This window comes from Patescibacteria group bacterium (assembly GCA_020148145.1).
GTDB lineage: Bacteria > Patescibacteriota > Minisyncoccia > Minisyncoccales > JAHCRE01 > JAHCRE01.
On record JAHCRE010000016.1, the window covers coordinates 1 to 11,948 of the forward strand.

General features: G+C 33.3%; 15 protein-coding genes. 4 read left to right on the forward strand and 11 right to left on the reverse strand.

Annotated elements, in window-relative coordinates; genetic code table 11:
* From KJA15_02055 to thpR, 10 genes are all read right to left on the reverse strand, one after another.
* Positions 1-221 (reverse strand): hypothetical protein (locus tag KJA15_02055; protein MBZ9572088.1); only part of this gene is annotated, 221 nt, incomplete at its 3' end.
* Between the two features lie 280 nt (positions 222-501).
* Positions 502-1,356 carry a DMT family transporter gene (locus KJA15_02060; GenBank protein MBZ9572089.1) on the reverse strand — a complete coding sequence of 285 codons (855 nt, stop codon included), beginning with the start codon at positions 1,354-1,356 and terminating at the stop codon, positions 502-504.
* On the reverse strand, positions 1,353-1,760 hold the full coding sequence (locus KJA15_02065) for an NUDIX domain-containing protein (GenBank protein ID MBZ9572090.1): 408 nt from the start codon (positions 1,758-1,760) through the stop codon (positions 1,353-1,355). Before KJA15_02065 ends, KJA15_02060 begins: the two co-directional genes overlap by 4 nt.
* A 203-nt stretch (positions 1,761-1,963) precedes the next feature.
* Complete coding sequence (locus KJA15_02070; protein ID MBZ9572091.1) at positions 1,964-2,824, reverse strand: DMT family transporter; 861 nt, start codon at positions 2,822-2,824, stop codon at positions 1,964-1,966.
* A gap of 198 nt (positions 2,825-3,022) precedes the next feature.
* Complete coding sequence (locus tag KJA15_02075; protein MBZ9572092.1) at positions 3,023-3,502, reverse strand: type II toxin-antitoxin system VapC family toxin; 480 nt, start codon at positions 3,500-3,502, stop codon at positions 3,023-3,025.
* Positions 3,474-3,773 (reverse strand): hypothetical protein, encoded by a 300-nt coding sequence (locus KJA15_02080; protein ID MBZ9572093.1) that lies wholly within the window; start codon positions 3,771-3,773, stop codon positions 3,474-3,476. The genes KJA15_02075 and KJA15_02080 overlap by 29 nt, the downstream gene beginning before the upstream one ends.
* An 11-nt stretch (positions 3,774-3,784) precedes the next feature.
* Entirely contained in the window at positions 3,785-4,396 is a 612-nt protein-coding gene (locus tag KJA15_02085; GenBank protein MBZ9572094.1) for a hypothetical protein, read from the reverse strand.
* A 383-nt stretch (positions 4,397-4,779) separates the two neighbouring features.
* Positions 4,780-5,292, reverse strand: a complete 513-nt coding sequence (locus KJA15_02090) for a hypothetical protein (protein ID MBZ9572095.1) — start codon at positions 5,290-5,292, stop codon at positions 4,780-4,782.
* Between the two features lie 266 nt (positions 5,293-5,558).
* On the reverse strand, positions 5,559-6,893 hold the full coding sequence (murC, locus tag KJA15_02095) for a UDP-N-acetylmuramate--L-alanine ligase (GenBank protein MBZ9572096.1): 1,335 nt from the start codon (positions 6,891-6,893) through the stop codon (positions 5,559-5,561).
* The gene (gene thpR, locus KJA15_02100) at positions 6,890-7,468 is read right to left on the reverse strand and encodes an RNA 2',3'-cyclic phosphodiesterase (GenBank protein ID MBZ9572097.1); all 579 of its coding nucleotides are present in this window, start codon (positions 7,466-7,468) and stop codon (positions 6,890-6,892) included. Before thpR ends, murC begins: the two co-directional genes overlap by 4 nt.
* A 92-nt stretch (positions 7,469-7,560) precedes the next feature.
* Here thpR and amrS point away from each other — a divergent pair, with 92 nt between their 5' ends.
* Both amrS and amrB read left to right on the forward strand, forming a co-directional pair.
* The gene (amrS, locus tag KJA15_02105) at positions 7,561-8,577 is read left to right on the forward strand and encodes an AmmeMemoRadiSam system radical SAM enzyme (protein MBZ9572098.1); all 1,017 of its coding nucleotides are present in this window, start codon (positions 7,561-7,563) and stop codon (positions 8,575-8,577) included.
* Between the two features lies 1 nt (position 8,578).
* Positions 8,579-9,379, forward strand: a complete 801-nt coding sequence (amrB, locus tag KJA15_02110; protein ID MBZ9572099.1) for an AmmeMemoRadiSam system protein B — start codon at positions 8,579-8,581, stop codon at positions 9,377-9,379.
* On the opposite strand, the gene prs is transcribed toward amrB, so the two are convergent.
* Positions 9,374-10,243 carry a ribose-phosphate diphosphokinase gene (prs, locus tag KJA15_02115; protein ID MBZ9572100.1) on the reverse strand — a complete coding sequence of 290 codons (870 nt, stop codon included), beginning with the start codon at positions 10,241-10,243 and terminating at the stop codon, positions 9,374-9,376. The two genes, amrB and prs, sit on opposite strands and share 6 nt — an antisense overlap.
* Positions 10,244-10,277: 34 nt before the next feature.
* On the opposite strand from prs, the gene KJA15_02120 reads away from it, so the two are divergent.
* Both KJA15_02120 and KJA15_02125 read left to right on the forward strand, forming a co-directional pair.
* A complete protein-coding gene (locus KJA15_02120) occupies positions 10,278-11,093 on the forward strand; it encodes a serine/threonine protein phosphatase (GenBank protein ID MBZ9572101.1) in 816 nt (271 codons plus the stop codon).
* A 137-nt stretch (positions 11,094-11,230) separates the two neighbouring features.
* Positions 11,231-11,935 carry a class I SAM-dependent methyltransferase gene (locus tag KJA15_02125; GenBank protein MBZ9572102.1) on the forward strand — a complete coding sequence of 235 codons (705 nt, stop codon included), beginning with the start codon at positions 11,231-11,233 and terminating at the stop codon, positions 11,933-11,935.
* The last annotated feature ends 13 nt before the right edge of the window (positions 11,936-11,948 follow it).

Below are 11,948 nucleotides of genomic sequence, written 5' to 3' on the forward strand. Positions count from 1 at the left end.
CCCACAGGTATTACATCAGAAAGCGCCTCCTCTTCGCTTCTTTTATAAAATCTTTTGATGAACAAAGCTATAATTACTCCGATTATTAAATAAGCAAATAATCTAATACCATAATTTGCTGGTAAATGTTCTAAAATAAGATATAAAACAGCGGGAACAAAAACTATGATTATTAATGATAACCTGAATATAAATTTTAATGTTTTTCTTGGATCTTTCATCGCTCCCATTCTACCAAAAAACCGCCCGAGAGGCGACTTTTTGTTTATACTTAAAATTCGATTTCCTAGACGGATATGGCGATTTTTTCTCGAACCGCTTTCAAAATATGAGGCCTTTCGGTCGCTCGAACCGAGCACTAGCCTGCTCCCCAGTTCAAAAATTATTATAATTCTTGAAAATAAGGAGTATATGGCGATGATGAGAGAGAAATTGTTGGAAATTAAGAAAGTTTGTGGGAATTTGAGGCTGGCTCCTGCGAGAATCTAAAGATAAATTTATTCACTTAGCAAGAAAAAATGCGCCAATTAGCATTAAAACAGCCCCAAGTCCCTTTACTAAACCAATTGACTCTCCAAGGAGAATATAAGCGAATACGGTGGTAAATACTGCACTTAACAAAAAAAATATAGTAGCTGTAGAAGCTCCAGCAAGCTTTATACCTCTGTAGAAAGTAAACAAATAAATAAATCCTAAAATAGCACCTACAAAGACTAAAGCTAAGTTAGTGGTTAAAGGTGTAAATGTTGCTTTTCCCAAAAAAGGAGTAATAAACCCGAACAAAAGCAGGTTTCCAAAAAATAACCTTAAAGATGAAACGCTATTGGGGGAAACCTCTCTCATCACTTGTTTTGCTAAAGTGTTTGTAAAACCAAAAATGATTACCAATAAAATCAAGAGTAAATCTCCTATATTCGGTATATCAAACCTACCCCCAGTAACCAGTAAAAAGGTTCCTATTAACATTATCAAAAAAGCAATATAATCTTTTTTCTCTATCTTTTCTCTTAATAGAAAATAGGCAAAAGGAATTGTAGTCAACCCTGTTAGTTTTAATAAAAAACCAGCATTGATTGCTGTGGTAAAGGATTGTCCGACAAACATCAAAATCCTACCAGTAAAGGTGGCAAGCGCTCCCAAGATGAATATTTTAATCCAATTCCTCTTTGATATATTTTTAAGATAAGAAAAATTAAATAAGCAATAGAGAATACTAAAGATAAAAAAGAAAACTCCTGTAGATACTACAAGAGGTAAAGATTTCAAGCCGAGATTTAGTAGATACTTTACCAAAACCACAAATAAACCATAAGAAAATGAGGCTAAAGTTAGATAGAAAATTGCAGATTTTTTCATTTCCTTTTCAAAGTTTTTTTAATTGAGGCTAATACCCACTCTCCTCTTAATTTCTCTTTCATAGATTCAATCTCTCGGAAAGAAAACCAGTGAGTATTAAGTAATTCTTCTTTGGGGAATTTTAACTCTCCTCCGACTATTTTAGCCCTGAAAGAGTGTTTTACAGCATTTTCTCCTGCCTCTTGAAATATATCTATCTTATCTATTAACTCAATATCAAATCCAGTTTCTTCTTTTGCTTCTTTAATAGCTGTTGCCTCAATTGAATCACCTTTCTCTACTCTTCCTGCAGGAAGATTCCATTCGCCGTAGCATTTTGGTTGTTTTTCTTGAACTAATAGGAATTTTCCGTCTTTCTCAATAACTACTCCTGCCACAACATATATTTTGAGTAAATCTTCCATAATATTTTCTTATTCTAACAAAAATCCGCCTTTCTGGCGATAAATTAGAATAGATGATAACTTTATCCCCAGTTCAAAAATTATTATAATTCTTGAGAATAAGGAGTATATGGCGATGATGAAGGAAAAAATAGCGGAAATTAAGAGGGTTTATGAGGGTTTGAATTTATCACTTTCGCGAGTTGGGCGATGTTAGAACTCTATCAGCTCAGGAACGAAAGAAGAACAATTCCAACAACTGTAAGAATAATTCCAAAAATCTGTTGTTTTTTAATTGGGTCTTTAAAGATTAAAAATGATAAAACCACAAAAAGAGTCGGATAAGAGCCTGCAATTGGTGCAACTATAGCAGTTAACTCTTTGCTGATGGCGAAATTAAAGCTGAAATCCCCAATTCTTAAAATAACTACTGCCATAATAAGTGGCAGTAAGGCTCTTTTATAAGTTGGCTTTTTTAGTTCAATTTTACGGATTCTCATAAATAAATAAACCAGAGGGAAAAGAGCGAAAGAAATATATGATGGCCAAAACCAACCTATCTTTTTAACTGGAATTTTAATAAAGGTAAAATATATTCCCCAAATAATCATTGTTGCGATGGCTAATAGAATACCTCTGTTAAGAGTGAATTTCCTTTTTTTAAGTTCTGTAAAATCTAATGATGAAATGATTGCCCCCAGAAAAATAATTAATATAGATAATATCTGATAGCTTGTAATGGTTTCTTTTAGAAAAATAACAGAAAACACCACCACAAGAGCAGAAAATGAGGCTGCTATAGGGCCGACAAGAGAAGGATGAGTAATCCTTAAGGCTTCATTATAGGTTAAAAAACTAGTTACAAAAATTAAAGCAAGAATAATATTTAAAAAGAAAATGTCAAGGGTTAATCCCTGAATTTGATCTAACGAAAAGGGTATATAAAAACTACAAAAGATTAGTCCTAATAATAAGGTCCAGAAAGTGGTTGAATATGCACCGAGCTTTCTGGTGGTAATAGTTCCGAAAATATCTCCGGTACTCCACGCGAAATAAGAAAGTAAGGCAAAAATAATAGCTAACATATTTTTCTATTCTAACAAAAATCCGCCTTTCTGGCGATAAATTAGAATAGATGATAACTTTATCCCCAGTTCAAAAATTATTATAATTCTTGAAAATAAGAGGTATATGGCGATGATGAAGGAGAAATTGCTGGAAATTAAGAGGTTTTATAGAAATTTGAACCTATCTCCGTTGACAGAACGGTGTTAAAATTCACATCAGAATGAAATCAAAGAAATGCCTGGAATTTTTTCAAAATCCTTTTTGTTTTTTGTCACGATTTGAGATATTCCTAAATCCTGCATATGCGCATGGTGAAAAGCATCTCTTGGACGAAGATTGAATTGCTTAATATTACTAACTGCTTTTTTTGCGCCACTTACTGGGTCGCTAAATTGTATTAGACGAAACGGAGATGAAGGTTCAACAATTTCTTTTAATACATTCTCAAACTTGTCGGCATAATAATTAAAAGGAAAGGTTTTCTGGGTTTGTTGTTGATAAGTCTCGTAAATTTTCATTAAAGTTTCATCTAGCCCGAGGTTTGATATATACATAATAATTTTAGACGCAACCAAATAAAAGAAAAGTTGCCTACTCGTTTTATAATTGGAATGGTTCTTAACAAAGTAAGCAACTAAAAAATTAGCATCAAGATAGACGGGGCCACTAATAGATTGAATACTTATATGACTCATATATGTTTATATCCTGCTTAAAATCAAAAATGCCAGCGGTATTAATCAATAATCGTTGTTCCGTCAGAGATAAAGAGAAAAATTTTTCCTTCCCGACTAAAGAAGTCCATTCTGAAAGTGCGGACTCATAGTGAGACCTTAACTCTTCTCCAACAAAAGATCCCTGAAATATTCGTATGTTTGTTCCTGAAAGCTGGGGAGACAGATTCATGGTCCCCATCTCTATTCCATTGAAAATATTAAGTTTTGGTCTAGTAAGTGTATCTTGCATATTTAAAAAACTTAAAATTGACTTAAAATATTCATTGTCTCTTTATAATATTTCAAAAAATCACTGGCAAGATCAGTGGGTATAATGTTTTTATCAAAATGAACATTTAAATGTAATATACTTTGTAATGGATTGCCACTTGGCATTAATTGAAGGTCAAATCTTATATTATTCTTTTTTGAAATTACCCGAACCCCGCTCTCTAGAATTTTACTACCGGAAAGAGTTTTCAAAATACGATCGCCGAGAAGATGCTTTGGTTGAAGTGGTTTTTCTGTAGAAAATAAAATATCATAGTTATAACCATATGCCGTTAAAGAATCTCTGGGTGCAAATTTTTCAAAAATCTTTTTAAAATCTTCTACAAGTTTTGATTCCGAAAGATCTTTCCCGCTTTTATCAGAAACTCTTATTCTTTGTGTCTCAAATATTATCTCTTTACCCAACGGAGGGAAAGCGAAAACTTTTGTTCCTCCCGGAATTTCTATAACGACGGGGTTTTTAATATCTTCTTCCGATAAACCAAGAGCCTCCCCAATTTCTTTGGTATTAGGTAAAGTTTCTAGTTGTTGATTGAATAAAACTGTGATATTCAGGAGTTTTATAGAAGTGGACTTTATCATACAATTATATATTAGCAAAGACACAAAAGAAAAACAATGCTAATGTTTTAACTTTATCTAAAGAACTAATAAATAATAAAGATTGCCCAGCGATGGGCTTTTTGATTTGGGTAAACAATTCGGCTTTTTCGGGAAAGTGGAATATTTACCAAGTAGCCAATCATACAAATCGTAGGGCGTCGCTATCCGAGGCTATTTTGACTGTTTTGATTTGAAAAAAAAGATTTTGGGTTCTAATTTTTGACTTTTCTTTTTCCTTTAATAGTTATTCTTTTAATCATTTAAGCGTCTCTGCCCTATTTTTACCTCTTGCTCTATCCTTTTATCCGCCAAAACATTTATTTTTTTTAGTTTTTTTGTATTTTTTAAAGGTTATTTAAAAATCATTGATTGAACAGTTTTTGTTTTTCTTTAAAAAATCTTTCTTCAGAAAGGAAACAATCATATAAGCTTATTTTTCCTTCTGTGCTAATTAATGGTAATTCTGACAATGTATTACTGGAAAAACAATAAAAAGGAGTATTAATAGGAGAATTAATAGAGGGATAAGAGATAAGTGTCTCATTGGTCAAGATATCCTTGACCCGCTTCGTTGTCCCACAATTATAATAAAGAAGGCAGGTGTGTAATTTTTTGTTGTAAGTATATTCATAGGAACACCCGATTTTTTCTCCTTGCTCTCCAACGATCTTTTCTCCCTCCTCTCTACATTTCTGTTTCATGGAAAACAAAAAGTCAGTTTCTTTTTTCTCAACTTGTAATTCCAGATAATCTTTCAAAACTCCTCTAACGTCAGTAATAATAAAACCTGCTATAGTTAAAATACCCGCAATCAGAATTATAGCTTCTTTGTGACGATTAAGAAAACTCCATATCTTTTGAATAACTTCGTTCATTACTCCATTTTATCAAAAAACCGCCTTCTTGGCGATTTTTTATCGGAGCTCCGGCGGCAGGGCTCGAACCCTTAGGCTTCTATTTCCAGTTTGGGCTTTAAAACTGATTACATAATTTATAAATATCTCCTGCGTCGCTCCGCTCCCTCTCGCTTCGCTCGAGCGCCCCTTCGGGGCTTCGCTTCGCTCCTTGAAACCTTGCGGTTTCAATACTTCCACTACGGGAAAACACCCAGTTTTCCCGACCCTTTTCTGACAGGCGATATTTAAAATTGATTACACAGTTTGTAAATATCTCCTGCGCCCATCACTATTACTACTTCCCCACCTTTTAGGTGCTTTTTCAAATAATTAGCTGCTTTTTCAATTGAGGGAAGACAAATTGCCCATTTTTTATTAATTGCTTTAACTAATTTTTTTGAAGAAACCTGTCCTTTTATTTTCTTTTTTTCTCGGCCAGCTACATCGTAGATATCGGTGATAATTAATTTATCAATTGGAGCTGCTTTAAGAACTTTTACAAAATCATCAAATAAATAATATGTTCTTTGATATTGATGGGGTTGAAAAACAACCCAGATTTTTTTTCTTTTAAATTTTTCTCTAGCCGCTTTTAAAGTAACTCTGACGTTTGTTGGATGGTGAGCATAATCCGAAATTAAAGTAAAGGGCTTAGTTTTAATGATTTCAAATCGACGCCAAGAACCCTCATATTCTGAAAGGGCTAAAAATGTAATTTTATCTGGAATTTTTAAAACTCTGGCAACTGCCAAAGCGGCCAAGGCGTTAGAAATATTGTGTTTTCCTGGAATTTTTAAAATTCTTTTTATTTTTTTTGCCTCATTTTGCCTCAACGAATAATGTAATACATTTCCCACGATCGTAGAAAATGTACTACGCATAGATTTTAATAATAATAACTTGGTGGTATTGGGATCGTCTTTATTGGCTATTAACACTCCGTCTTTGGGAAGATGTAAAATATATTTTTTATAGGTTTTCAAAATATGATTTAGATTTTTGTAATAATCTAAGTGTTCTCTTTCAATATTCGTTAAAACAATGATTTTTGGCCAATAATTTAAAAAAGAGGCCTGCCATTCATCAGCTTCAATAACTAAATATTTTGATTTCCCAAACCTGAAATTACCCACTGTTCCCACACGGGAACTCCCAAATTCTCTCAATTTAGTTCCTAAAATTACAGTTGGATCAAGACCAGCTCTGATTAGAATCAGGGCAATCATTGTACAAGTAGTGCTTTTTCCATGGCTCCCAGAAATGGCAATAGTTTGGTATTTTTTAGTTAATTCGCCCAAAGCCTGAGGGTAGCTTTGAAGTTTTATTTTTCTTTTTTTTGCCTCTTTGAATTCAGGATTATCTGACTGGACAGCTGGAGTATAAATTACTAAATTAATGCCTCTGGAAAGATTTTTTGCGTGATGTTTTCCAATAAAAATTTTCGCTCCTTTATTTTTAAGGATTTCAGTAATTTCAGATGAGACCAAATCTGAGCCAGATACTTCCCAGCCCTTTTTAAGATAATATTGAGATAGGGCTGAGACTCCAATACCGCCAATGCCAATGAAATGGATTTTCATAATACAGGTTTACCTAATTGGGTTGATTCTAAAATTGTATACTCTGACCCTCCTCTTTTTAGAAAACTTTCCATCACCTCGATTGAGAAAACTTCAAAACTTAAAGAAAGATCAATATCAACTTCTGGTCTTTCTTCGGGTTCAATTTTTCTGAATTCCCATTGCCTGATTCTTCCTAAAGTGATGTGGGGTGAAAATGGCCGGGTTTCCTTCCGATGTTTTGAACCAGCTGAGGCTGACAAGGCATTTTCTAAATCATTTTTGAGTTTAGTTAATTTTTTTGATTTTTCTCCTTTAACCCAGACCATTCGAGGAGGCATTTTTTTGGGAGGACCATAGCAAATTTTATTTAAATTTATAGAAAATGGCTCATTTTTTTGAACCACTTCCTTTGTAATTTTGCAAATTTCAAAAACTTCTTCATCTGAAATATAGCCCAAAAAAATCAAAGTAATATGCAGATTTTCTAATTTTGTCCATCTTGTCGGCAATTCTGGCCATTTTTCCTGAAAATCAGTTAATTTTCTTTTGATATTTTCTGGTAGATTTACGGCAATAAAAACTCGGTGGCGCATAAAATTATAATATCATATCTATAAATGATTGACAAAAATTGTTAGGCTTGCTATTTTTGAATAAAATTTCTGAAAAGGCTATAATATAAACGATGAAAGAAGCATTATTATATAAAAAATTAAAAGGCAAAAAAGTCCAGTGTCGGAATTGCCCCCACTTTTGTGTTATTTTGCCAAAAAATCGAGGTATTTGCGGAGTTAGAGAAAATATAGATGGCAAACTTTACTCTCTTGTTTATGGAAAGGCTATTGCCTGTCATATTGATCCAATTGAAAAAAAGCCATTTTTCCATTTCTTACCAGCCAGTTATTCTTTATCAATCGCCACGGTTGGGTGTTCATTTTCCTGCAAAAACTGCCAGAACTGGGATATTTCCCAGGGCCCAAAGCCAGATAAAAAAATTTTAGGGGAAGATTTGTCTCCAAAAGAGATAGTTAATCTTACTTTGAAAAATAATTTACCAAGTATTTCCTATACCTATACTGAACCAACAATTTTTTTGGAGTATGCGATAGAGACAATGAAATTAGCCAAAAAGAAAGGTCTAAAAAATACCTGGGTGAGTAATGGTTTTATGAACGAGGAATCAGCTAAATTAATAATCCCCTATCTCGATGCAAACAATATTGATATTAAGAGTTTTTCTGATGAATTTTATCGGGAGAATTGTGGAGGCAGGCTTCAACCTGTTTTAGATACAGCCAAACTAATGAAAAAATCAGGTATCTGGGTAGAAATTACCACTCTGGCTATTCCCACTCTAAGTGATTCTGAAGAAACATTTAAAAAAATTGCCAAATTTATTTATGAAGAATTGGGCTCAGAAACTCCCTGGCATGTTACCCAATTTTCTGGAGCAATTTCCTGGAAACTGAGAGATATACCTAATACTCCAGTCGAAACTTTAAAAAAGGCTTACAAAATCGGCAAAGATGCAGGTTTAAAATATGTTTATACTGGCAATGTTCCTGGCCTTCCCTCAGAAGACACTTTTTGCCCAAAATGTAATGCCCTGGTAATCGATCGAACAAATTATATTATTCATCGCTACGACAAAAATAGTAAATGCCCCAAATGCGGTGGAGATTTAGATTTAATTTTAAAGTAATATGGCCTTAACTTTTGCCTCAATCTGTCCTCATCCACCAATAATTATTCCGACAATTGGAAGGCCAGTCGATTTGAAGTTGGTCTCAAAAACAATTGAAGGAATGGAAAAGTTGACTGAAAAATTTACAGAGGCCCGTCCTCTGACAATTTTGGTAATCTCTCCTCATGGCCCGGTTGATTCTGATAATTTCACAATCTCTAATTCCCCTACCCTGGTTGGACATTTTTATCATTTTGGCGATTTCGCTACCGAACTTATTTTCAAAAATGACCAAAATTTAATTGAAAAAATCGAAAAAGAGTCAAAAAACAAAAAAATTTCTCTAAAATCAGTAAATATCAAAGAAATCGACCACGGGGCTTTAGTGCCCCTTTATTATTTAACAAAAGGGCTTCCTAATGTAAAAGTAGTTCCCTTAACTTTTTCTTATTTGGATTTAGGAGCTCATTTTGAATTTGGAAAAATTCTCCAAAAAGTAGTTACCAGAGAACAGTTCTCTGGTAACTGTGGAATTATTGCCTCTGGTGATTTATCTCACAGATTAATGCCTAATGCCCCAGGTGGTTTTTCTCCTCGAGGAAAAGAATTCGATGAAAAATTAATTGAACTTTTGAAGAAAAAAGATGTGAGAGGAATTTTAAATATGCCCTCTGATTTAGTTGAAGAAGCTGGTGAATGTGGCTACCGCTCAATAATAATTTTGCTCGGCGCTCTAAACGGACTAGATTGGCAGCCAGAAATTCTATCTTATGAGGCTCCATTTGGAGTAGGATATTTAGTAGCTAATTTTAAATTATAATTCTCTAATCTTTTCGGCTATTTTCTCAACAACTGAGATTTCAGAAATTGGTGAATCTATTGTATCTGTAGCAATAAATTTTTCGACTTTTTTAGAAATAGTTTTAATGGCTTCTTCTTTTAAAACATGTAAAACGGCACAATAAATTCTTTTAGCTCCGGCTTTTTTTGCTATATCAATTGCCTTTAACGCTGTTGTACCTGAACTAACAATATCATCGACAATTATTAAATCCCTATTTTTAAAATCCAATCTACTCTTGAAAGTTATTTTCCCTGTTTTTAAATCTCGGTGTTTTTCAAAAACAAAATTTTTAGTTCCTAATATCTTGGAAATAACTTTTATTTCCTTAGTTATCCCAAAATCAGCCCCCACTACTATTGGATTTTTAAAATTAAGACTTTTAAAATATTGACCAATAACTCCAAATCCATTGATGTTATAAGCTGGCATTTTTGTCAAAGAAATTCTTTCTTTTCCCCTATTGGCGTGGCTAGAAACTGTAAAAAATCTGCTTGCTCCGGCTTTTCTTATCAATTCTAAAACATATTTTGCTGAAAAAGGCTCCCCTTTTCTGAAAGTTTTATCTTGTCTGGTATAAACAAAATAAGGCATTAAAACATCAATTTTTTTCACTCCAAGAGATTCTAAATTTTTTATTGTCAATAAGATTTCAATTAGATAACGATTCGGATCGATTGGCAATTTCATTCTCTCAGCAAGGATAACATGATTATTAACAAAAGGCTGGATTCTCGGACAGACTTCACCATCAGGAAAAATCCTTTTTTCAAAAAAGATAAATTTCACTTTAAGGCACTTCGCCAATTTTTTTGAAAAATTATCAGATCCTAAAATAATCATTTTAATTTTTATATAATAACAAAGTTATTGAATTATGAAAACAGAAGAAAAAATCTTAAAACAAGTTGAAATTCTCTTATCAAAAGAGCCAAGGCTGATAGAGATTAGCCAATTCAAAAAAATTATTTTTGCTGGTGATACTCATGGGGATTTAGAGATTTCTAAAAAGGTTATTTCAGATTATTTAAAACCAGAAAATATTATAGTTTTTCTGGGAGATTATGTTGACCGGGGGCCTTTTTCAAAAAAAACTTTAGATTTTTTGTTAGAAACAAAAGTTAAAAATCCAAATCAAATTTATTTGCTTCAAGGAAATCACGAAGGCCATCATATTTTAAAATTCTCTCCAGCTGATTTTTGGGAAAGATTAGATAAAAAGGAATATCAAAAATATTCTTCAGTAGTAGAAAAATTTCCCTTAGCAGTAATAACAAAAGATATCATTGCTTTGCACGGAGCCTTGCCAGATGTAAAGTCCATAAAAGAGATAAACCAGATAAAATTAGGAAGTGAGGAATGGCTTCAGATTACCTGGGGAGATTTTTCTGAGGTCAAAGGAGAATATTTAGGAAAGGATCCTTTTACCGGTCGTCCCCAATTTGGCAGAGATTATTTTTTAAAATTAATGAAAAGATTTAAGAAAAAAGTTTTAATTAGGTCCCATCAACCAGATACTCCTCAGTTTATATTTGATGATAGATGCCTAACCATTTTTACCTCCTCAGCTTATCCCCGAGAAAGAACCATTGCCATTTTAGATTTCAAAAAGACTACAACCCACCCACCACCCTCCCGCCCTCGGCGGGCCCCTATAAAAACTGCCAAAGATTTAGAAATCATAAAAATCTAATGTAACACAAATTCTACGATCGTAGAAAACGTGTGACGAAGGTGATTAGAAGAATTTGCTAAAATAATTCATCAAAAATTCGATACAAAGGTCGATTATTTATATTATTACTCCAAATAAAATCATTAAATGTAAAAATGGTGGAATATAAATGGCTTTCGCCAAAAATTAAAAGAACCCAAGCGATAGTAAAACCGATGCTAAGGATGCTTGAGAGAGAGGGAAAGAACCTCAGAGTTCTGGATGCAGGATGCGGAGATGGGACGGTTTCAGAAGTAATAGTGAGATCGGGATACCAGGTTTGGGGAATTGATACAAATCCAGAGGTGCTTAAAGAAGCTCAAAAAAGAGGAGTAAAAATTTTTGAAGGAGAGTTAGAGAAAGAGCTTCCTTTTGAAAATGAATCCTTTGATGCGGTTTGGTGTTTAAGAGTTCTTGAACATATTTACCATACTGAGCATTTCTTAAAAGAATGTCACCGAGTATTAAAACAAAAAGGGGAGTTGATTGTTACTGCCCAAAATATGACCTCTTTGACTAATCGGATAAGGATTCTTTTTGGAGCTTATCCCCTTTGGGTTGCTCCGAGTGAAAACTATCCCTATAAAAACCATTCTCGATTTGCTGACCATATGAGATGCTTTACTAAATCTACCCTTGAAGAAGTTTTAAAAAAAGCTGGTTTTAAGGTTGAGAGAATTACGGCTGATTTTATTTGTTTTAATCCTGGCCAATATAATTCTCCTCCCTGGTCAGGATTTTTGGGAAAAATTTGCCCCAGTTTGGGAAAAATTTGCCCCAGTTTGGGAGAAACTTTAATTGCTAAGGCAAGAAAAATATAGATGCTGAAAATTA